This is a genomic window from bacterium (assembly GCA_031082185.1).
Lineage (GTDB): Bacteria > Sysuimicrobiota > Sysuimicrobiia > Sysuimicrobiales > Humicultoraceae > VGFA01.
In genome coordinates this window covers 1-20,944 of the sequence record JAVHLI010000009.1, presented here as the reverse complement: position 1 = coordinate 20,944, position 20,944 = coordinate 1, and the positions used below count along the sequence as shown (strand labels likewise).

The 20,944-nt window shown below is 66.9% G+C and carries 22 protein-coding genes; 1 reads left to right on the top strand and 21 read right to left on the bottom strand.

Annotated features, from left to right (window positions below; translation table 11 throughout):
• The first annotated feature begins 28 nt into the window (after positions 1–28).
• Positions 29–712 carry a molybdenum cofactor biosynthesis protein MoaE gene (locus RDU83_09370; protein MDQ7841220.1) on the top strand — a complete coding sequence of 228 codons (684 nt, stop codon included), beginning with the start codon at positions 29–31 and terminating at the stop codon, positions 710–712.
• Here RDU83_09370 and RDU83_09365 read toward each other — a convergent pair.
• The 21 genes from RDU83_09365 to RDU83_09265 form a co-directional block, all read right to left on the bottom strand.
• Complete coding sequence (locus tag RDU83_09365; protein ID MDQ7841219.1) at positions 709–1,737, bottom strand: zinc-binding dehydrogenase; 1,029 nt, start codon at positions 1,735–1,737, stop codon at positions 709–711. The two genes, RDU83_09370 and RDU83_09365, sit on opposite strands and share 4 nt — an antisense overlap.
• A gap of 5 nt (positions 1,738–1,742) precedes the next feature.
• Positions 1,743–2,648: a fructose-bisphosphate aldolase gene (locus RDU83_09360; GenBank protein MDQ7841218.1), complete on the bottom strand. Its 906-nt coding sequence runs from the start codon at positions 2,646–2,648 to the stop codon at positions 1,743–1,745.
• A 46-nt stretch (positions 2,649–2,694) separates the two neighbouring features.
• A complete protein-coding gene (locus RDU83_09355) occupies positions 2,695–3,540 on the bottom strand; it encodes an LptA/OstA family protein (protein MDQ7841217.1) in 846 nt (281 codons plus the stop codon).
• Between the two features lie 8 nt (positions 3,541–3,548).
• Entirely contained in the window at positions 3,549–4,220 is a 672-nt protein-coding gene (locus RDU83_09350; protein MDQ7841216.1) for a tetratricopeptide repeat protein, read from the bottom strand.
• Positions 4,221–4,268: 48 nt separating this feature from the next.
• Positions 4,269–4,838 (bottom strand): flavin reductase family protein, encoded by a 570-nt coding sequence (locus RDU83_09345; GenBank protein MDQ7841215.1) that lies wholly within the window; start codon positions 4,836–4,838, stop codon positions 4,269–4,271.
• Positions 4,839–4,865: 27 nt separating this feature from the next.
• Entirely contained in the window at positions 4,866–5,999 is a 1,134-nt protein-coding gene (locus tag RDU83_09340; GenBank protein ID MDQ7841214.1) for an Mrp/NBP35 family ATP-binding protein, read from the bottom strand.
• A gap of 34 nt (positions 6,000–6,033) precedes the next feature.
• On the bottom strand, positions 6,034–6,717 hold the full coding sequence (locus tag RDU83_09335; protein MDQ7841213.1) for an SRPBCC family protein: 684 nt from the start codon (positions 6,715–6,717) through the stop codon (positions 6,034–6,036).
• A gap of 15 nt (positions 6,718–6,732) precedes the next feature.
• A complete protein-coding gene (locus RDU83_09330) occupies positions 6,733–7,887 on the bottom strand; it encodes an acyl-CoA dehydrogenase family protein (GenBank protein ID MDQ7841212.1) in 1,155 nt (384 codons plus the stop codon).
• A 17-nt stretch (positions 7,888–7,904) separates the two neighbouring features.
• Complete coding sequence (locus RDU83_09325) at positions 7,905–10,709, bottom strand: RtcB family protein (protein ID MDQ7841211.1); 2,805 nt, start codon at positions 10,707–10,709, stop codon at positions 7,905–7,907.
• Between the two features lie 78 nt (positions 10,710–10,787).
• The gene (locus tag RDU83_09320; GenBank protein ID MDQ7841210.1) at positions 10,788–11,012 is read right to left on the bottom strand and encodes a NifU family protein; all 225 of its coding nucleotides are present in this window, start codon (positions 11,010–11,012) and stop codon (positions 10,788–10,790) included.
• A 75-nt stretch (positions 11,013–11,087) separates the two neighbouring features.
• A complete protein-coding gene (locus RDU83_09315) occupies positions 11,088–11,564 on the bottom strand; it encodes a cupin domain-containing protein (GenBank protein MDQ7841209.1) in 477 nt (158 codons plus the stop codon).
• Positions 11,561–12,595: an alcohol dehydrogenase catalytic domain-containing protein gene (locus RDU83_09310; protein ID MDQ7841208.1), complete on the bottom strand. Its 1,035-nt coding sequence runs from the start codon at positions 12,593–12,595 to the stop codon at positions 11,561–11,563. The genes RDU83_09315 and RDU83_09310 overlap by 4 nt, the downstream gene beginning before the upstream one ends.
• A 2-nt stretch (positions 12,596–12,597) precedes the next feature.
• Positions 12,598–13,596 (bottom strand): zinc-binding dehydrogenase, encoded by a 999-nt coding sequence (locus RDU83_09305; GenBank protein MDQ7841207.1) that lies wholly within the window; start codon positions 13,594–13,596, stop codon positions 12,598–12,600.
• Positions 13,597–13,649: 53 nt separating this feature from the next.
• A complete protein-coding gene (gene moeB / locus RDU83_09300) occupies positions 13,650–14,804 on the bottom strand; it encodes a molybdopterin-synthase adenylyltransferase MoeB (GenBank protein MDQ7841206.1) in 1,155 nt (384 codons plus the stop codon).
• Positions 14,798–15,664: a lipoyl synthase gene (gene lipA, locus RDU83_09295; GenBank protein ID MDQ7841205.1), complete on the bottom strand. Its 867-nt coding sequence runs from the start codon at positions 15,662–15,664 to the stop codon at positions 14,798–14,800. The genes moeB and lipA overlap by 7 nt, the downstream gene beginning before the upstream one ends.
• Positions 15,657–17,057: a dihydrolipoyl dehydrogenase gene (lpdA, locus tag RDU83_09290; protein MDQ7841204.1), complete on the bottom strand. Its 1,401-nt coding sequence runs from the start codon at positions 17,055–17,057 to the stop codon at positions 15,657–15,659. The genes lipA and lpdA overlap by 8 nt, the downstream gene beginning before the upstream one ends.
• Entirely contained in the window at positions 17,054–18,103 is a 1,050-nt protein-coding gene (locus tag RDU83_09285; protein MDQ7841203.1) for a molybdopterin-dependent oxidoreductase, read from the bottom strand. The genes lpdA and RDU83_09285 overlap by 4 nt, the downstream gene beginning before the upstream one ends.
• Positions 18,052–18,612: an NADH-quinone oxidoreductase subunit C gene (locus tag RDU83_09280; protein MDQ7841202.1), complete on the bottom strand. Its 561-nt coding sequence runs from the start codon at positions 18,610–18,612 to the stop codon at positions 18,052–18,054. The genes RDU83_09285 and RDU83_09280 overlap by 52 nt, the downstream gene beginning before the upstream one ends.
• Positions 18,609–19,088 (bottom strand): NADH-quinone oxidoreductase subunit I, encoded by a 480-nt coding sequence (locus tag RDU83_09275; protein MDQ7841201.1) that lies wholly within the window; start codon positions 19,086–19,088, stop codon positions 18,609–18,611. The genes RDU83_09280 and RDU83_09275 overlap by 4 nt, the downstream gene beginning before the upstream one ends.
• A gap of 7 nt (positions 19,089–19,095) precedes the next feature.
• The gene (locus tag RDU83_09270) at positions 19,096–20,199 is read right to left on the bottom strand and encodes an NADH-quinone oxidoreductase subunit D (protein MDQ7841200.1); all 1,104 of its coding nucleotides are present in this window, start codon (positions 20,197–20,199) and stop codon (positions 19,096–19,098) included.
• A gap of 15 nt (positions 20,200–20,214) precedes the next feature.
• Positions 20,215–20,715 carry an NADH-quinone oxidoreductase subunit B family protein gene (locus RDU83_09265; GenBank protein ID MDQ7841199.1) on the bottom strand — a complete coding sequence of 167 codons (501 nt, stop codon included), beginning with the start codon at positions 20,713–20,715 and terminating at the stop codon, positions 20,215–20,217.
• Positions 20,716–20,944: the final 229 nt, after the last annotated feature.

Genomic DNA, 20,944 nt, shown 5'->3' with positions numbered 1-20,944 from the left:
ATGCGCGTGAACCGGTTCTGACGACCCCATGCAGATCACCGTCTCTCTATTCGCCGCCCACAGGGAAGCCGTGGGCACCCCAACCGTTCAGCTTGCGGTCCCGGACGGCACCACGGCCGGCGGAGTCTGGGCCATCCTCGCCGCCGAGTATCCGAAACTCAGCCGCATGCCGCGCCCGACCACAGTGGCGATCAACGACACGGTAGTGCCGGGGGACAGCGCCCTGGCCGACGGCGACCGCGTTGCGCTGCTGGCACCGGTCAGCGGCGGCTCTCTCATCGAACTGGTAAGGAACCCCATCCGCGTGGAAGCGGTGCTCGACTCGGTGCGCCACCCGGGCGCGGGCGCGGCCGTGCTGTTCCTCGGCACGGTCCGGGACCACTCGCGCGGCCGCGACGTCGAGCGTCTGGAGTACGAGGCGTACGAGGCGCTCGCGCGGACCGAGATGGCCCGCATCGCACAGCAGGCGGCCGAACGCTGGGGTGCACGCATCGCCATCGTTCACCGCCTGGGCACGCTCGCAATCGGCGAGATCAGCGTCGCCATCGCGGTGGCCGCGCCACACCGCCGCGAGGCGTTCGAGGCCGGCCGTTTCGCCATTGACGCCCTCAAGCAGACCGTCCCGATATGGAAGAAGGAGATCTGGACCGGCGGCGCCGAGTGGATCGGGGAGGAAGAACCCACCACCCCACCGGCGGCTCCAGAACCCTAGGGCACCAACACGACCTTCCCGAACTGTTCGCGGCGCTCCAGCATGCGGTGGGCTTCCGCGGCCTGCGCCAGCGGCAGCACCGCATGCACCACCGGACGCACGCCCCCTGTTTCGACCAGCCGCATCACCTCGAGCATCTCACGCTTGGTGCCCACCCAGGTCCCGTGGATCGCCAGTTGCCGGCCGAAGATGTACCGGATGTCGGTGGTCCCGTCGGCACCCGTCGTGGCACCGCAGGTCACCAGCCGGCCCCCGCGCGCCAGCGACCTTAGACTGATCTCCCAGGTGGCCTTGCCCACGTGGTCGAACACCACATCCACTCCCCGCCGGTCGGTCAGGCGGCGCACTTCCTCGTAGACGTCCTGCTCAGAGTGGTTGACCACCTCGTGGGCGCCCAGCTCCCTGGCGCGGTCCAGCTTCCAGTCCGCGCCGGCGGTGGCGATCACCCGGGCCCCGAACTGCCGCGCGATCTGCACCCCGGCGCTGCCCACACCGCTGCCCGCACCCCAGATCAGCACAGTCTCGCCCATCCTGATACGCCCGTTGGTAACAAGCATGTTCCAGGCGGTCAGGAAGACCAGGGGTACGGCCGCGGCCTCCTCGAAGCTCAGGTGGGAGGGCTTGGGCAGCACGTTCACGCGGGGAACGGCAACGAACTCGGCGTAGCCGCCCGGGATGTGCTCCCCCAGAATCGAGAACGAGTCGCACAACGTGTCGCGGCCACAGATGCAGGCCGGACACTGCCCGCACGAAACCCCGGGCGAGATCATCACCTCGTCACCGACGGCCACGCCGGTGGCGCGATCGCCGATGCCTGCCACCACACCGGCCACGTCGGCGCCCAGGATGTGGGGAAAACGCAGCCGCAGCCTGGGCAGACCGCGCCTGACCCACAGGTCAATGTGGTTAAGCGCGGCCGCCCTTACGGCGACGAGGACGTCGGTCGGCCCGGGTACCGGATCCGGAGCCGCCTCGTAGACCAAAACCTCCGGGCCTCCGTGCTGGTGGATGTGAACGGCCTGCATCGGTCCTACTCCTCCAGCATCAGGCGCTTGATCTCCGCGGTGATGCGCAGCGCCTCGGCCATCGGACGCTGCCACATGTTCCGGCCGAAGATGAGCCCGGTGGCGCCGGCCTGCATCACGAGTCTTGCCTTCTCAAGCAGATCCGCATCGCCGATCTTGCCGCCGCCGCTGAACAGCACGAACGCCTGCCCTGCGCTGCGCACGACCTTTTCCACTGCCTCGCGGTACTCTAGAATTATGCCGTTGTAGGGTTTGGGCGAGCCTTCCTTGGACTTCTGATCGAAAACCGGGACGTTGAGCTTGATAACGTCGGCGCCGAGCTCGGTCGCCACGCGCGCGGCGTAGTCCACGGCGAACAAACTGTCGCGACCGCCCTTCTTCTCGATCGCCTCGCCTCTGGGATACGACCAGACGACCAGGGGCATTCCGTAGCGGTCGCACTCCGCGCGCACCTCGGCCAGTTGAGCGAAGTCCTCGTCCTGTCGGGGAGAACCCACGTAGAGGGTGTAGCCGACCGCGGCGGCATCGAGCCGGACCGCGTCCTCGACCCGCGCGGTCATCCCCGAGAACGCCCGGTCCGAAGGCGGAATGCTCGTGCTGCCGTTGATCTTGAGTATGAGCGGGATCTTGCCGGCGTTGGAAGCCAGGTAGCGCGCGGCGATGCCGTAGTGGAATGCGATGGCGGAGTAGCCGCCGTCAATCGCCAGTCGTATCTGGAACTCCGGGTTCTCGCTCGGCGGGTTGGGAAGGAAATCCACCGGGCCGTGTTCGAGACCCTGGTCCACAGGGAGAATGAGCATGGTGCCCTGCCCGGGTCCGTACTGGTACAGCAGGCGGTACAGTCGCGCGCGCTTGCCGTGCGCGAGCGACATTGAATCAAGCTGCGGTCTCTTGGTGCGCGCTGTGGTCATGGTGGTACCTCCCCACCCGGGCCGCGGTGTGGCGCCGGTGTATCTGTCAGGGTGTTGTTTCTATCCGCGCCCTGGTCTGGCCTTCCGCCACGAATCGTCCGGCCGCGTACCAGACCGTCAGCTTCTCGGTCGTCAGGAGGCGGCCCGCCTGTGTCAGTTTCACCTCGCCGCCGAAGACGGCCTTGCGCTCCGCCATGAAGACCTCCGCTGCCGCGCTTCGGACCTCAATGTCGCGTAGGACCGCGTGCACGCCCCCAGTGGCTTTCAATCGCTCCCAGCGGCCAAAGGCCTCAATCCGCTCACACTGGACGAATCCGTCCCGGCTCTGCACGCGGGCGCGGCCCTCCAGGACTGCCTCCCCGCGCGTGCGGCGGTAGACCAGCCTCGCGCCGGTGGCAATCAGATCGGGCGGCGTGAAGAAAGTGACCTCGCCCGAGGCGGTGACGGTGTCCGTCTCCGGCACTATGGTCACTTGGGCGGCAGTGACCAGACTGTTCTCGATATCCAGGCTGGCCTTCCCACGCGCTACGATGCGGGTGATCGCCGATGTGGTGTAGTGGACCGTGATCTCGGCGCCCTCGAGCACGCCCTGAGGGGTGACCACCTTTGCCCGGCCGGTCAGGACCCCGCGCCCTTCCCCATGGTATAGGGTCGCCCGCGCTGCGGTGGCCGTCGTGGTGCCGTCGGTGATGCGCACCCGACCCGCGGCCGTCACCACGCGGGCTGGGACGTCGGCGTGCAACTCGTCCGCGGTCACCAGAAGCCGCGGGGATGACGCCGGTGCCGGCGTGGCGGCCGGCGCTGCGGCAGAGGGTGCGGCTAGCCCTGGGACCGTCCCGAGCCAGAGCGTCGCCGCGGCAAGAGCGAAGAGCGTGGCGCGCGCGGCACTCACCGGCGGTCTCATTGGGGGTTCCGCGTGATGTAGTCGTAGAGCGTCCGGTCGCGATACGCCGCGGCCAGATGGGCGGCGGCTTTCTTCTTGTCCCCTTTGCGGGTATAGCTTAGGCCCAGCATGTAGTGGAGCGCCGCGTTCCTGGGATTGACCGCGAGTCCCCTCTCCCACGTTGCGATCGCGCGGTCTAACTGCCCCAGGTTGGCGTACCCCTGCCCAAGATAACCGTAGCCCCAGTCGTTCCGCGGATCGAGCACGACGATACGCTCGAACTCGGCCGCGGCAGCCGGATGCTCTCCCAGGAAGTAGCGTGCAAAAGCCAACCGGTACCGGGCGAGCAGATCATGACGGTTCCGGATCAGCAGCCCCTCCGCCTCGGTGACGATCTGCCGCGCCAGCGCCGGACGGCCGGCAGGAGAACCGATCGCTTGATCGGCCTCCTGAAGCTGCTTGAAACCGTCCAGGACTCGCCCATTGCGCGCGTAGAGCATCGCGAGCGTAAACCGGGCGCTTGGATCTCCTGGGGTCTGCTGGACCTGCTGCTCGAACCGCCGGACCAGGGCCGGCCACTCCGCAGCCGTGCCCTGCGCGAGCGCGGCCCGGGAAGGTGCCGCGAGCAGCAGCGCCACAAGCAGCACCGAGGTCGCAGCCGGCACCAGGGCCCGCCAGCGGTCAGTCACGATCAATCTGCGCCCGCTGAAGCCGTCCGCTGTAGTCAATCCCGACGATCATGGTCTGCCTTTGGTAAAACCATAATGGCCGAGGGGTCTTCCGAGGCTCCAGTACTCCCGCGCGCCCGGACAGTAGGCCAGTGGAAGGGCTTTTAGGATATCGATCCGGCCCCTTTCCTCCTGCACTTCCTCCTTCACATGGAGGGCAACGACCTCGCCGAGGAAGAGATCGTGGCTTCCGAGGGAGATGACCTGTTTGACTTTACACTCCATTTGAACCGGGCATTCGTCGATCAATGGCGCCTTCACCTTCTCCGCTGGAACGGCTTTCCATCCCGTCAGATCAAATTTATCCGTCTTTCTTCCCGAGACCACCCCGCAGGCATCAACCCCTCTGACCATCTCCTCCGAGGGAAGATTGACCACAAATTCCCTCATCCCTTTTATGCAACCATGCGAATATCGTTCCGGCCTGATGGAAATGCCGATCATGGGAGGCTCGGAATTGACCACTCCTGCCCAGGCCAGCGTGATGATATTGGGTTTTCCCTTTTCATCCACACAGGTCACTAAGACAACCGGTGTTGGAAAGAGCAAGGTCGTAGGTGGAAGGCTCTTTCGCCCCATTCCTCTCCTCCTTAAGGGACCCTCTCCTTATCGGGTGGCAACCGGAAGCCGCGCCACAACCCTCCGGGCCACCTCACGCAGCACCTTCGAGGCAGGGCTGTCCGGATGGGTCCTAACTAGCGGCAGCCCGCTGTCACCGCTCTCGCGCAGGGCCAAATCAATGGGGATCTCCCCCAGAAGCGGGACACCCAGGATCTCGGCCAGGCGCTGCCCGCCGCCCCTACCGAACAGGTCAACGGTTGGCGCCCCGGGCGCCGGCGAGAACCCCGACATGTTCTCAACCACGCCGATGACCTCCATGTTGACCAGTTCGGCCATCTTCGCGGCGCGCCTTGCCACGCTCACGGCTGCGGGCTGCGGGGTGGTCACGATCAGCATGCTGGAGCGGGGTAGCGTCTGCGCGATCGTAAGCGAAACGTCCCCGGTCCCGGGTGGCAGGTCAATCAGCAGGTACTCCAGGTCGTCGCCCCAGTGCACATCGGAGATGAACGTGACCAGGGCCCTGTGCAGCATCGGGCCCCTCCAGACCACCGCCTCTGAATCATCGGGCAGCAGGAACCCTATGGACATTACACGGATGCCGTCGCTTTCAAGCGGGATCAACATCTGGTCTATGGCGGTCGGCTGTCCGGTGACGCCCAGCATCCGAGGGATTGAGAAACCGTAGATGTCGGCGTCAATCACGCCCACGCGCCGGCCGTCGAGCGCCATCGCCACTGCCAGGTTCACGGTGACGGTGGACTTCCCCACGCCGCCCTTTCCGCTGGCGATCGCGATCACCCGCGTGGTCGAGCCTTCGGCGAGCAGTCCCTGCTTTCTGGGGGGAGGCGTCTCGCCGTCCGGCGAGGCAGGGGGTTCGCCGCCGTGCAGCTGCCTCACCAGTGCCTGACGCTGCTCTTGGTCCATCACCCCGAGCCGGACCTCCACATCGCTGACTCCGGGCACGGCCCGAATCCGCTCTGTCACCGCCTTGGCGATTGTCTCCCTGAGTGGACAGCCGCTGATGGTAAGCAGCACCTCCACGGTCACCCGTCCGCCCTCCACGGCAATCTCCCGAACCATGTTCAGCTCTACGATGCTCCTGTGAAGCTCGGGATCCTGCACGTCGCGAAGGGCCTCCAGGATCTGCTCTCGTGTGGGCCTGCTCTGGCGGCTGGTCATCGTGTTCCTCCCTTGATTTGAGTGTAGCGCGTTCCTACGTGCCCTGCGCAGGCGGGGGCTGGCCTCGTGCCTTGGGACGGCGCCGCCGGCGGCGCCGTCCCCTGACGTCGGCAGGCCGCGCGGCACCGGGCGCGGCACCGGGCGCGGCACCGGGCACACTTGGTGCGGCCGGCGGCTCCACGGCGCCCTCCGGTTCCTCTTCGACCTCAGGCATGATGCCGGCACCGGCTTCTTCGACCATCGCAGGCGCCCCGGCGGCAGGCGACCGCCCGCGCCGGGGGGATGGGCGCACCGAGTCTCGCTCGGCCGAAGCCTTGATCCTAACCAGCGTGCCCTCGATGTGGCCTGCCAGGACCTGGCGCACCGCCGCCTCGGAGAAAAGCGCGATGCCGGGGTCCACCGCCAACTGCACGACAAGATCCGTCTCGCCGTCGGCGTCCCTTATGATGTACGCTCCGGCCAGCTCCAGGAACGTCCCGCGCACCTGCCTGAACTCGATCCGGCCAGGGGGCTTCAGCGAGAACCTCTGCACCGACGCGACCGGCAGGCCCCCGAAGAACCCACGCAACTCCACCAGCGGGGCTGCAGGAGACCGGTCTATCAGGTGCGCGGCCATCCAGATGCCGGTGAACCGCGGGTGTGATTCGAGCCGGCTCAGCAACTGCCAGACACGCTGCACCGGGGCCCGGATTACCCGATGTCCCTCGGCGCGTATCAATCCAGGCACCTCCTGTTACCGCCCGGAGTCCGCAAGGACAGACTTGGAGATGATCGCCCGCTGGACCTCGCTTGTGCCCTCACCGATCTCGCACAGCTTCACGTCGCGGTAAAAGCGTTCCACGGGATAGTCCTTGGTGAACCCGTACCCGCCGTGGATCTGCACCGCGCGGGAGGCGGCCCGCGCCGCGGCCTCCGAGGCGTAGAGCTTCGCCATCGAGGCCTGGCGGCGAAACGGCTGGCCTCGGTCGGCCAGTTCCGCGGCGTGCTCGGTCAGCAGCCAGGCGGCGTCCAGTTCGGTGGCCATGTCGGCCAGCATGAACTGGATTGCCTGCAGATCGGCGATCGGCCGGCCGTAGGCGGTGCGCTCCTGGGCGTACGCCAGGCTGGCGTCAAGCGCGGCGTTCCCGATGCCTACCGCCATGGCTGCGATCCCGATGCGGCCCCGCTCCAGCACGCGCATCACCTGGGAGTAGCCGTCTCCGGCCTCCCCAAGGAGGTGCTCGTCCGGCACCCCGCAGTCCGCGAGGTGAACCTCGCAGGTATCGCTGCTGCGGACCCCGAGCTTGTCCTCTTTGCGGCCGATCTCCAACCCCGGGGTGCCGCGCTCGACCACGAAGGCACTGATCCCCTTCCTCCCAGCCCCGGGCGCGGTCACCGCCATGACCACGTAGACCCCGGCTAAGCTGCCGTTGGTAACGAAGACCTTGGTGCCGTTCATAACCCAGCGATCGCCGTGGCGCTCGGCGCGTGTCTTGATCGCCGCGGCGTCGCTGCCGGCGTTGGGCTCGGTCAGGCACCATGCACCCAGCGCCTCCCCGCCGGCCAGGCGCGGCAGGAACCTGCGGCGCTGGACCTCGTTGCCGAACGCGGCGATGTGCCCCGTGCACAGCGAGTTGTGCGCCGCGACCGACAGCGCGACGCCCCCATCGCCCCAGGCCAGCGCTTCGATGGTGGTTGCAATGGTCACCGCATCCAGACCGGACCCGCCGTGGTCAACGGGTACGGTCATGCCCAGCAGCCCCAGGCCGGCCAGCCGGGGAACAAGTTCAACGGGGAAACGCCCCTCGCGGTCCCAGATCGCTGCGTGCGGCCGCAGCTCCTCCCGCGCGAGCTCCCTTATCGTCCGGTGGACAAGCCGCTGCTCCTCGGTGGCAAGCGTCTGCACCATGCTCCTCCTGTCCCGAGCTACCCCTTCACCACGCCGATCGGGCGCATCCGAGCGACCCGGTGGCTCAACCCCGCGGCATGGCAGATGGCCACGACGTCGGCAACGTCCTTGTATGCCTCCGGTGCTTCCTCGGCCAGCAGGCTCCGGTCCCGGGAGCGGACGATGATGCCTGCCCTGCGCAGCTCGTCGCTGACGTCCCGCCCTGCGAGGTGGCGAACCGCGGCCTTGCGGCCGAGCAAACGTCCGGCACCGTGGCAGGTGGAACCGAAGGTCTCGCGCATCGCGCCTTCGGCCCCGATGGCCACGAACGAGTACCGCCCCATGTCGCCGGGGATGAACACCGGCTGGCCGACCCCGCGGTATCGGGCAGGGACCTCGGGATGTCCGGCCGGAAAGGCGCGCGTGGCGCCCTTGCGGTGCACGCAGACGCGGCGCTGCCCACCGTCCACCTCGTGTGTCTCGATCTTCCCAATGTTGTGGGCCACGTCATAGACCAAGCGAAGGCCCAGGCGTTCCCACGACTGACCCAGCACCCGCTCAAATGCCTCGCGCACCCAGTGCGTGATGAGCTGCCGGTTGGCCCACGCGAAGTTGGCCGCCCCGCTCATCGCGCCGAAGTACCGCTCTCCCTCTGGAGACCGCAGCGGCACGCATGCAAGCTGCCGGTCCACCAGGTGGATACCGTGACGGCTCGAGGCGCGCTCGCAGACGCGCAGGTAGTCGGTGCAAACCTGGTGTCCCAGCCCCCGCGACCCAGTGTGGACAAACACGACAATCTGGCCGGGCTCCCCAATCCCCAGGACCGATGCGGCGGACGCATCGAATACCTGATCCACTACCTGAATCTCCAGGAAGTGGTTCCCCGAACCGAGCGTGCCTACCTGCCCGCGGCCGCGCTGCTTGGCCTCGCCGCTGACCGATGCGGGATCGGCCTGCTCCAGGGCTCCACCGGCCTCGGTCACCTCCAGATCACCGGCCGTGCCGTACCCGCGCGCTACCGCCCAGCGGGCGCCCTTCGCGAGCACCTCGTCAATCTCTCCCATCCCGACCTTTACCCGACCGCCGACCCCAACGCCCGAGGGAACGGCGTTGTACAGGGCGTCAACCAGGGTGGCCAGATGAGGCCGGACCTCGTCCTCGGTGAGGTCGGTCCGCAGCAGCCTGACGCCGCAGTTAGAAACAACGAACGAGTCTGCGATAAAATTGTGGTTCGCATCCTTGACGGTGAAGTCATATACCGGACCATCAAAAGGAACCTGCTCGTTGTGAACGATTCTGTCCCAGACCTGTCCTGTCTCACCCAGGCCCCGGGTCGCCAACTCAATGAACGTCCAGAAATCAGGATACGCCATCTTGAGACGCAGGTATTGAGCAGCGACACACGCCAGGTACTGCTTTCGGCGATTGTACTCGAACCCGATGGTGCTCCAGAACCGGACCAGGTTCGCTGGCTGACTGGAGATCTGCAGCCTGAGGCGGATCGAGGCTTCACCCGTCCGGCTCACGTGTTCCTCGCGCTCAGCCAGCAAGGCGCTCTCCACGCCGAAATCGAGCATCAGGGTCCGAATCCCCTCAAGATACCGCCGTCCACTTTCCACAACGCCCGCACGCTTGTTCATAGAAAGGACCGGTCCGGTGAAGTTGTAGGGATGCCCTGTCACCGTACTGGGGCTGGTGAGCTCAGCGCCGAAGAGCGCTGCCAGGTAGAGACGTTTCATCCAGCGGGGCGCACAATTGAGCCATGCCGGCACATCGAAATCCTGGATCGCCTTCGCGCCTGCGGTTGTGCCCAGGCAGCGAAGAAGCATCGCGAGGGCCGTTGACCCCACATGGATGCACGACTCCGTGTGCTCGAACTCGACGCGGCCATACCCTGTCTCGATGGCGTGCGATCTATGACGTTGGTAGATGCGCGAGGGCGTGAAGCCTGCGGCCGCAACATCCTGCCGGATGGTCTCGAGATCTTCAACCTTCGCATAGCAGGCGAGCAGGGAGCCTCCACCGCTGCGAAGCTGCAGGCTGCCATCTCCCTGCGTGAACCCCATCAGCTTGATGAGATAAGGCAGCGCTGGGTGATCCATCCTCAACGGCAGGAGGCCCTTACGGCGGAGGACCCCGAGCACCTGGGTCAACCCGTTGGCGTGCCCTGGGTAGGATAGGCGAACGTCCTCTTCGGTAACCAGAACGTCACTCGGGGGCGCCTCGTAGGGAACGCCTTCAAACGGGTACACCGAGACATGCTGGCCCTGGGCGAGATCCCCCACCGGAATCATGCCGTCGGGCGTCAGGAACGGATGATCGGCGGTGGCCCGAATCTCCCGACCCGATTCGGTCAAAAGCCTGAACATCCTGGCCGTCGGTGTGGGAGAGGTGATGAACGCCAGGATCTCTGTGTCCCTCACCTCGGTGTGTGGGTTGACGCACTTGATCCGCTCGTCGGGCCAGCGGTCGCGAAAGGCCGCGATCGCCTGCTGATAGCCAAACTCGTGGAGCACCCGTGCGTCTCCGGGGAGGCAGTTTATGTCGTAACCTACCCCGCCGGGTGAGATGATACCTTCCTCGAGATCAAACGCCGCCACGCCTCCCACCGGGAACCCGTAGCCCCAGTGGATGTCGGGCATCGCAAGCGACCTCCCGACGATGCCCGGCAGCGTCGCCACATTGGCAACCTGCTCGATGGCCTGCTCCTCGGCCATGGCGCGCAGCATGCGCTCGTCGGCATAGATCAGGCCGGGGACGCGCATGCCCGGCTTGTAGCTAACCGGGAGCTCCCACCGCCAGTCGTCTATCTTCCGCAGAACCTGCGTCCAGGGCGTCGTCATGGTTCCTCACCTGTTGCCGCAAGAAAAGACCCCCGCATGCGTGTCATGGGGGGCCCGTCCGAGCAATCCATCGACCGGCTAGAAGGGGACCGCTTCCACCCCACGGATTTCTGGGATCTCCTGCTTCACCATTCGCTCGATCCCTGACTGCAACGTCATCATAGCGTGCATGCACCCCACGCACGCGCCTACCAGGCGTACCTGCACGATGCCGTCGGCCACACCCACCAGCTCGATGTCGCCGCCGTCGCCCTGGATGTAGGGCCGGATGGTATCCAGCACCCGCTCCACCCTGCTCTGCAGGCTCTGGTCGGGCTGCTCAGTGCTCGCCTGATCTGTCATGTCTGCCTCCGGGGGCATTGTTGACGAATGTACTTACTAATCATAGCGGCGCGAGGCCGGCCGTGCAAGGCGTCTTGGGGCGCGCTTCGCAGCCGCCGCCTTCGGAAGAGACGTACGCACCGGCCTGGGCCGATCGCGTACCGCATCCACCGGGCAGAGGAACCCAAAGGGCTCCTTGCCTGCCCGGAACTGGTGGGGTGTCCCAGGAGGTATGAAGATGAAGTCCATGGCTCCAACCCTGTGCTCGGCGTTGCCTATGCGTACTCTGCCACGGCCGCGCAGGACGAGCACCGCGTGCGCGTGGCGGTGCTGCTCCAGCGACGAGTAGCCGCCAGGAGCGATCTCGAAGTACCGCAGTTGGAAGGCCGCGGGCTCGTCCCTCTCGCCTACCAGCACAAACCGCTCGACCCCGCGCCATGCCAGTGGCCCGCGGGCGGTCGCCTTGTAGGGAACCGAGGGAAACCCCTTCCAGCGGAACCGCGCAGGATCGAAGCGCGCGACAAGCGGCTTCACGGCCGCACCACCACCTTGAGGGCGGCTCCGGCCTCACGCAGCAGGCGGTACCCCTCCCCTGCCTCCGAAAGCGGGAAGCGGTGCGTCACGAGAGGTTCAACCTGCAGACCGGCTGCGAGCAGGCGCAGCGCCTCGCGCGTATCCTCCGGACCCGCGGAATAGGTCGGCGTGATTGTTATCTCCTTGAAGTAGAGGTCATGAACCGGCAGCGGCCATCGCGCCTCCGGCGGCGTAGGAGCGAAGACCACCAGGGTCCCGCCGGCCGCAAGACTGCCGCAGCCGGCCTCCAATGCCTCAACCGTGCCCGGGCCGATTATCGCTACGTCCGCGCCATCTCCGCCGGTTGCCTCGCGCACCACCTCGCCCAAGCTCTGTCGTGAGGTGTCGGCCACCACGTCGGCATACCGGGCCGCGATCGCCGCGCGCGCCGGGAGCCGGTCGGCGCCGATCAGAACCGATGGCGCGGCCATCGCGCGCAGGGCCAGCAGGTGCAGAAGACCCATCACGCCCATCCCTATCATGAGGATGCGGTCGCCATCCCGGATCCTGGCGCGGCGTATGGACTTGACAACAGTGGCAAGTGGCTCGACGAAGGTGGCGGCATCGTCGGATAGCTCCGGCGGCAGGCGCAGGGTGTCGGCGGTAACCGCCGGGGCCTGGGCCAGCGCCAGCGTCGCCAGACCGCCCGGTATCAGACGCCGTGGCGCCCAGGCCGGACAGTGTACGTGATCACCGCGGCGGCAGGCCCGGCAGGACATGCAGGGCGCGTGATGGTGCACGAAGACCCGCTCTCCCGGGCGAAACGCCGCTCCGGGTCCGGCTTCAACCACCACGCCCACCGGCTCGTGGCCCAGGGGCACCGGAGCCTTGCGGGCAAGGTACCAGTCCATGATCTCGCCCGTGCAGAGCCCGCATGCGGTGATGCGGATCAGCAACTCGCCGGGGCCGGGCGAAGGAACCACCACCTCCTCCAACCGCAGATCCCCTGGTCCGTGAAAGACCGCGGCGAGCGCGGTCGCCGGAGGCGCCATCGTCACGCCTCACCCTCGGGCAGAACCGCGTACTTGGTCCCGACCCCGCGGTCCAGGTCTTCAAAGACCTCACCAATGGCGCCCAGGGGCCGCTCACCGGTGATCATGTCAAATGGCCTCACCGCGCCGGTGGCCAGGAGATGAAGCGCCTGCCGGACGTTCGCGGTACGGTAGTGGAAGGCACTGACGAGATCCACCTCGCCATAGTGGAGCCGAGTGGCATCGAACGCCACTCGGCTTTCGCCCGGAAGCCCGCCGAAGAGCAGGACTCGGCCTCCAGGCGCAGACCAGTCAGGCGCAGCGTTCCAGACATCGGGGGAGCCGGTGCACTCGATGACCAGGTCGGGCCCTCCGCCTGTCAGGGTGCGCAGCGCCTGACCGACCTCGGCCGTCGAGGAATCCAATACGTGGCCCGCCCCTGCCCGCTCGGCAAGCGCCAGCCCAGTCGGCCGGCGCCCCACCGCGATCACCTCGTGACCTCGGCGCCGCGCTTCATGAACGTGCAGCAGACCGATCGGTCCCAAACCGATCACGGCCACCGACGCACCGGCGACCGGTTCCAGCCGCTCCCAGGCATGGACGACGCAGGCCAGCGGCTCGAGGAACGCCGCCTCAAGGTAGGACAGGCCCTCCGGCTTTGGGAAGAGGTGCCGGCTTACGATACGCGCCGGCAGGCGCAGGAAGTCACCGTAGGCGCCGAGCGCGATCTCAGCGAAGAGGGTCGCGCACAGGTTCTCATGCCCGCGCCGGCACGGCTCGCACCGCCCGCACCCGGCGGTGTGCACGAACGCCACCGGCTGCCCTAACGCAAACCCCTCGACACCCTTGCCCACGGCGGCGATGTCCCCGGCCGCCTCGTGGCCGAAGGGCCCAAATGCAACCCGGGGATGCCCTCTCCGGTAGGTCTTGAGATCGGTGCCGCAGGTCAGCGCGGCTCTTATGCGCACGACCACCTCGCCCGGGCCAGGCGATGGCACGGCCACCTCTACCAGGTCAAGCACACGTGGCGCTCTCAGAACCGCCTGTCGCACTGTTCAGCCACCCTCGGCCCGGACTATCCCTGTCCCGGGCCGGTCTCGGTGGGCAGGCCGAGATTCGCCCACGCGATGATTCCGCCTGCCAGGTTGTAGACCCGAGCATAGCCTGCCTTGCGGAGCACCTCGACCACCCCGGCGCTGCGGCCCCCGACCGCGCACAGCACGATCACGGGCCGGTTCGGGTCGATCTCCGATGCACGCATGGACACCTCTGCCACCGGAATGAGTCGGGCGCCGGGTATGCGGGAAGAAGTCCACTCCCAGGGCTCGCGCACGTCTATCAACTGGGCTCCCTGCTCGAGCATCAGACTGGCCTCGTGCGGATCCACCTCGGCGACCGGATCAGGGGCGACGGCCGTGGCCGACGCGTGCGGCCGGCCCGGCAGGCCGCAGAACTCCTCGTACTCAATCAGCGCCGTGATCGTCGGGTGATCTCCGCAGACCGGGCATTCCGGATTCCGGCGCCACCGGACGGCGCGCGTCTCGCCGGCGAGCGCGTCCACCAACAGCAATCGGTTGGCCAAGCTCTCACCGACGCCGAGCAGCAGTTTTACCGTCTCGATGGCCTGGATGGTACCCATGTGCCCGGCCACCGCGCCGATGACGCCGGCCTCGGCACAGGAGGGCACCGCACCCGGAGGAGGCGGGGTGGGAAACAGGCAGCGGTAGCAACCGCGCCCAGGTAGGTAGACCGTGGCCTGGCCCTCCCACCTCAAGACGCTGGCGTCCACAAGCGGCCTGCGGAGCAGCACGCACGCGTCGTTGATCAGGTAGCGCGTGGGGAAGTTGTCGCTGCCGTTGACCACCACGTCAAACTGGCCGATGATCTCGAGGGCGTTGGCCGAGGAGAGCACCGTCGGGAACGTCACCACGGTGATACCTGGATTGATCTCCTCGAGGGTTCGCGCGGCGGACTCGGTCTTGGGGCAGCCGAGATCGCGCGTGCGGTGGAGAAGCTGACGGTGAAGGTTGGAGCTGTCCACCCGATCGCCGTCCACGATCCCGATGGTACCCACACCGGCCGCGGTCAGGTAGAGCGCTGCCGGCGAGCCCAGCCCGCCCGCGCCCACTACCAGGACCCTGCCATCGAGCAGGCGGCGCTGGCCGGAGATCCCCACCTCCTCGAGGATCAACTGCCTGGAGTAGCGGGCGAGCTGCTCCTCGTTCAGCAACGGCGGCGCACCGCCTGCGCCTGCGCGTCGGCCCTATAGGAGGAGCGCACAAGAGGACCGGCCTCCACGTACCTGAATCCGCGGCGCAGGCCCTCTTCGCGCAGGGCGGCGAACTCTTCGGGAGTGTAGTAGCGGGCAATCGGCAGGAAGCCGCCTCCCGGCTGCAGGTACTGACCCAATGTCAGCACGTCGCAGTCCACCGCCCGCAGGTCGTCCATTGCCTCCAGCAGCTCGTCCTCGGTTTCTCCCATACCAACGATGATGCCGCTCTTGGTAAACGAGTTGTACCCCCACTCCCTGCACCGTCGGAGCAGTTCGACGGACCGGTCGTAGTTGCCGCCGGGCCGCACGCCCCCAAACACCCTGCGCACGGCCTCCAGATTGTGCCCCAGGATCTCCGGGTTGGCCTCCAGGACAGCGCGCAGCGCTTCGGGGTCGCCATTGAAGTCGGGAACGAGCACCTCCACGGTACAATCGGGGAGTCTGTGGCGCATGGCGCGGATCGTGGCGGCGTAGATGCCCGCGCCGCCATCCTTTAGATCGTCACGGTTCACCGAGGTCACAACCGCGTGGCGCAGGCCCATGGCGGCGGCCGCGTCGGCGACCCGCTCGGGCTCGCCCTCATCCGGCGCGCCGGGCCTCCCGTGGACAACCGCGCAGTACCGGCAGCGGCGGGTGCAGGTATCACCCAGAATGAGGAACGTCGCGGTCCGGCGGTCCCAGCACTCGCCGATGTTGGGGCACCGGGCCTCCTCGCAGACGGTGTGCATCCCTCCGCGTCGCATGATCCGGGTCAGGTCGGCGAAGTTTTCGCCTCCAGGCAGGCGGACCTTCAGCCACGGGGGGCGCCGGCTACCCATGCACGGCCTTTCCCAACGCGTCCAGCGCCGCCTCCCTCATAGCCTCAGAGAGCGTTGGGTGCGCGTGGATCGCGCCGCCCAGCTCCACCACCGTTCCCTCCAGGTGCCTCGCAAGTACCCCTTCCGCCAGCAGCTCTGTGACCGCAGGGCCCAGCATGTGTGTGCCCAGGATTTCGCCGGTCCGGCGGTCCGTCACCACTTTGACGAACCCATCGCGCTCACCCTCGATCGTCGCCTTGCTGTTGGCCTGGAAGGCGAAGCGCCCGACCTTGACCTCATGTCCGGCATCCTGCGCCTGCTGCTCTGAAAGCCCCATCGAGGATACCTGGGGTATTGAGAATGTGGGCCGCGGGACGGCCTGGTAATCTATGGACCTGCTTTCGACACCGGCGATCGTTTCAACCGCGTGGATCGCTTCGTCGGAGGCAACGTGCGCCAGCCGGAACGGGCGGGCGATGACGTCGCCTACCGCGTATATCTCGGGCACGGAGGTGCGCAGTTGGGCGTCCACCACAACGGCGCCCTTCTGCGTCTCGACGCCGACCGTCTCCAGCCCCAGGCCGTCCGTGACCGGACCCCGGCCCACCGCCACGAGCAGGTAGTCGGCCTCCACGCCTGTTGTCTCCCCTCCGCGGTTCAGCGTGATGGCCAACCCGTCGCCGGAGCGGGCAACGCCACCGGCGGTGGCGCCCGTGTGGATCCTCATTCCCCTCCGCGCGAACAGCCGCTCCATGGTCCGTCCTATTTCGGGGTCCTCCAGTGGGAGCAGGGTCGGGAGAAGCTCGATCAAGGTAACCTCGCTGCCCAGCGCGGCGAAAAGGCTGGCGAACTCCACGCCGATCGCGCCGGCGCCGAGGATCGCGATCGTCCTGGGCACCTCGGCTAGCGCCAGTGCGCCGGTGCTGTCGAGCACGCGCTCGTTATCCAGGACGACCCCGGGAACGCTCCGGGGCGCGGACCCGGTCGCCAGGAGCGCGTGCTTGGCCTCGATCTCGGTTTCGGAGCCGTCAGTGGACGCCACGCCGATGCGGGTACGGCCCAACAGACTGCCGGTACCCTCAAGGACGTCAATCTTGTACTTGCGCATCAGGTACTGAACGCCCTTGTACAGGCCTTCCACCACGGTCGCCTTGCGCTTCTGCAGGCGTGCGTAGTCCACGCGCACCGGCCCGGTCTCGATCCCCAAAGCCTGGGCCTTCTTCAGCTTCTCTACCAGCTCGGCGGTGTGCAGCAACACCTTGGTGGGGACGCAGCCGTAGTGAAGGCAGACGCCGCCCAGCTTGTGGCGCTCGACGACCGCTGTGCGCAGCCCCAGTTGTGCTGCTCGGATCGCGCCGACGTACCCGGCCGGACCTCCGCCGATGACTACGAGATCATAAGGATTCGACTTCACGTCGGATTCACCCTAACGCGCACCGCATGGTATCCGCTGGCGCCGTCGGGCGCCGGGGGTGCCTCCACGGCCGTCTGCATCACCCCGCCGGCGTCGCGCGCGCGCACCTGCAGCGCGTACTCGCCGGGCCGGGTTGGCCTCCACAGCGCCGCCCACAACACCCAGGTGTGTGGGCCCAACGGTTTCTTCACCTCGGCCCTCGCCCAGGTCCTGCCACCGTTGGTGCTGACCTGGACCTCCGCAATCCCGCGGTCCCCGGCATATGCCACGCCTCCCAACTCCACCCCGCCCACCCTCACCGGCCGCTGACCGGGCAGACGGAACATCGAGGTCGTCTTCACCACCGCCTCGTCGCTCCACCCCGACGCCTGCCAGTAACCCGTGAACTGGGTGGAGACCGCCTCGATCTTCGTAAGCCACTTTGTATTCTTCATCCCGTACAGGCCGGGGACCAGCAGCCGGACCGGGAATCCGTGCGAGGGGGACAACCGTTGGCCGTTCATCTCGTACGCGAGCATCGCATCAGGATGCATCGCCTCCACGACCGGAAGGCCTTCACTGTATCCGTCCGCGCAGCGCAGCGCAAACCTGATGGCCCCGGCGCCCACCCCACCGGCGGAGGCTATCAGGTCGCGGAACCGGACGCCGCGCCACAGCGCGTTGCCGATGAGATTGCCGCCGACGTTGTTGCTGATGCACTCCAGGGTATGGTGCCGGACAACATGGGGCATCGCGCGGATTTGCTCGTAGGTCAGCCTGATGGGCCTGCCGACCAGTCCCGTGATCTCCAGGGCCCATCCCTCAACACCGACCCTGGGATCGCGACCGAGCGGGTTCTTGCTGATGACGAAGAATTTGTCGGTGGGCGTTACCTCGAGTAACTGCGCCGCGGCTGCGGCCTGCACCCGGGTGAGGGAGGAACGCACGATCAACCCCTCTGCCCCGGCCAGGGCCGCGGCTGCCAGACCCAGCGTGGAGAGGAACTCGCGGCGGTTCAGGACAAACCGGCCTCGCGCCGGCGCTGTTCTACCATATCCACCAGCCACTGCGGATCCTCGTAGACATAGTCCTTGCGCAATGGGTACCCGACCCAGTCTTCGGCCATCATAATCCGCCGGAGGTCGGGATGGCCGTCAAATACGATCCCGAAAAGGTCGTAGGCTTCCCGCTCGTGCCAGTTTGCCGCGCTCCAGATTCCTCTGACGCTGGGCAGGCGAGGGTCGTCGCGCGGTACCCTTACCTTCAGCAGCAGCTCGTGATGAGCGGTCATCGAGAAGAGATGGTAGACCACCTCGATCTGCCCGGCCTCGGGACGGTCCACGCCGGTCACGAGCGAGCAGTAGTCCAGCAGGAACGGCGCCTCGTCCCGCACCACGCGGCAGATCTCCATCAGACGCCCCGCGGGCACCACTGCACCCGGCACATGGTGGACCGGCGCCTTCGCGGCGTCGTGCTTGTGCGCCGGGGGCTCCTCCGCCGGGGACGGTTCCCCGCGCGGGAAGGGCTCCACCTCGGGAAAGCGGGCCTTCAGATGCTCGACGAGCTCCCAGCTCACGAACGTCCTCCCACCGAGAATATCCCGCGCGCAACCGGCTCCTTGGAGTCCGACCGATGGAGATCATCGAGATCGTAGAGCAGTCTGCTCCGATCCCGCGCGCTGGCCTCGTAGCACGGCACGAACACGATCGCCTCGGTCGGGCAGACCTCGACGCACAGAGCACAGTAACAGCACTTGTCCATCTCGATGTCAAAGCGGGTGAGCTGGCGCTCCTTTCCCTTGCCTACCGCCTCGATGTGGATGCACCGATCGGGACAGACGCGCTCGCACTGGAAGCAGATGATGCACTTGTCCTTTCCCGTCGCGGGATCCAGCGGCAGGGCCAGGAGACCGTGCCAGTTCGGGGAAACGTCAAGTCTCTCGATCGGATACTGCACGGTGTTCTTCTTGGCTCCCAGGGCCCGCAGCGTTACCCGCAGCCCGGTTGCCAGACCGACCACCGCATCCCACGCGCGTACCGCGATTTCTGCCATGTTCGACCTACCGATCCACGTCCGAAAGGACGATGTCTGCCGTTCCCAGGATGGCGATGACGTCCGCCACCTTCCAGCCGCGCATCATCTCAGCGAGTGCGTAGAGGTTGGAAAACGACGGCGCGCGGACCTTGACCCGGTAGGGCCGGTCGGTCCCCTCGCTCACCAGGTAGACTCCCAGATCCCCGCGTGGGGACTCGGTGCGCGCGTAGATCTCGCCCCGCGGCAGCTTGACAGCCACCGGAACCTTGGCGCGGACCTCCCCCTCCGGCAGGCGCTCAATCGCCTGTCGGACGATGCGCACGCTCTGCCGCATCTCCTCCATGCGCACCAGGTACCGCGCGAAGCAGTCGCCGGCGTCCTGAACCGGGACGTCGAACTCCACCTCTCCGTAGACCTCGTAAGGAAAGGTCTTGCGGACGTCAAACGGAACCCCGGAGGCGCGGGCCACCGGACCGCACGCGCCCATGTTGATGGCGACGTCCTTTGGTAGAACCCCCACGCCCTGCACCCGTGCCAGGAAGATCGGATTCCCGGTGAGCAGGTCGCTGTACTCCTGCAGGTGACCGGGAAACTCATCGCAGTACTCCAGGACCCGGTCCGTCCAGCCCGCCGGAAGGTCCCGGCCAACGCCACCAGGGCGAAAGTACACATAGTGCAGCCGCCCGCCGGTGACCTGCTCGAACAGGTCCAGGATGCGTTCACGCTCTCGAAAGCAGTAGAGAAACACCGTCGTGGCCCCGAGATCGTTCCCCCAGGTTCCCAGCCAAACCAGGTGACTGGAGATTCGCTGGAGCTCCAACATGAGCGTGCGGATCCAGCGGGCCCGCGGGGGAACCTCGATCCCGCCGAGCCGCTCGACGGCCAGCAGGTAGGCCTCCTCGTTGGCCAGTGCCGTCAGGTAGTCCAACCCGCGGTCTGCGAGCGCCACGTTCTGGAGGTAGGTCCGATGCTCCATCATCTTCTCGACGGAAGAGTGCAGGTAGCCGATGTACGGCCTGGCGTCCACGATGTTCTCGCCGTCGAGGGTTATCAGCAGACGCAGCACCCCGTGCGTGCTGGGGTGCTGAGGGCCCATATTGAGCATCAGCTCTTCTGTGCGCAGCGCCATCGTACCGGCCCGTCCTCAGGCCGTCTCCGCCGTGGAGCGGCGGAGAAACGGCCCGGCCTTTATCTTCTCCTGAAGCTTGAGGATCCCCTCGATTAGAGCCTCCGGCCGCGGCGGGCAGCCCGGAATGTAGACGTCCACGGGAATGATCTGGTCAATGCCTTTGAGGATCGAGTAGTTGTCGTAGTAGAACGGACCGCCGCAGTTCGCGCACGACCCCATCGAGATCACGTACTTGGGCTCGGGCATCTGCTCCCACAGCCGGCGCGTGATCGGCGCCATCTTGAGCGTGCAGCGCCCCGCCACGATCATCAGGTCGGCCTGGCGAGGCGTCGCCCGGGGTATCACGCCCATGCGGTCGAGATCGAACCGGCCTGCAAAGGCGGCCATCATCTCGATCGCGCAGCACGCCAGCCCAAAGCCCAGCGGCCACAGGCTACAGGCACGGCTCCAGTTGAGCAGCGTCTCGACCTTGGTGAGAACGACGCTGCCGCCGGGCAGTCGGTCCAGAACGTCAATCGCCTTCTCTACGGACGCGGGTCTCGCTGATGGGACAAGAACCCGCTGTGGCGGGGTAACCATGCGCTCCTCCCGTGGGAGATCGCGGGCGCGGCCGCGCCCCAGATACCCGATCCGGAACTGAGAAAACCGCACTCATGGTAGCATCGGTCACGATGACCGTCAAACATACCTCCGGCATGGGTAGTGTACGGTACTCTGTGTACTTTCTTTGGGTACCCTCCGGAGG

Excerpts from the sequence above, each read along its gene's own strand:
- RDU83_09370 (MDQ7841220.1), top strand. The coding sequence starts at position 29 with ATGCAGATCACCGTCTCTCTATTCGCCGCCCACAGGGAAGCCGTGGGC.
- RDU83_09365 (MDQ7841219.1), bottom strand. The coding sequence starts at position 1,737 with ATGCAGGCCGTTCACATCCACCAGCACGGAGGCCCGGAGGTTTTGGTC.
- RDU83_09360 (MDQ7841218.1), bottom strand. The coding sequence starts at position 2,648 with ATGACCACAGCGCGCACCAAGAGACCGCAGCTTGATTCAATGTCGCTC.
- RDU83_09345 (MDQ7841215.1), bottom strand. The coding sequence starts at position 4,838 with ATGGGGCGAAAGAGCCTTCCACCTACGACCTTGCTCTTTCCAACACCG.
- RDU83_09340 (MDQ7841214.1), bottom strand. The coding sequence starts at position 5,999 with ATGACCAGCCGCCAGAGCAGGCCCACACGAGAGCAGATCCTGGAGGCC.
- RDU83_09330 (MDQ7841212.1), bottom strand. The coding sequence starts at position 7,887 with ATGGTGCAGACGCTTGCCACCGAGGAGCAGCGGCTTGTCCACCGGACG.
- RDU83_09325 (MDQ7841211.1), bottom strand. The coding sequence starts at position 10,709 with ATGACGACGCCCTGGACGCAGGTTCTGCGGAAGATAGACGACTGGCGG.
- RDU83_09310 (MDQ7841208.1), bottom strand. The coding sequence starts at position 12,595 with ATGGCGCCTCCGGCGACCGCGCTCGCCGCGGTCTTTCACGGACCAGGG.
- lipA (MDQ7841205.1), bottom strand. The coding sequence starts at position 15,664 with ATGGGTAGCCGGCGCCCCCCGTGGCTGAAGGTCCGCCTGCCTGGAGGC.
- RDU83_09275 (MDQ7841201.1), bottom strand. The coding sequence starts at position 19,088 with ATGGCAGAAATCGCGGTACGCGCGTGGGATGCGGTGGTCGGTCTGGCA.
- RDU83_09270 (MDQ7841200.1), bottom strand. The coding sequence starts at position 20,199 with ATGGCGCTGCGCACAGAAGAGCTGATGCTCAATATGGGCCCTCAGCAC.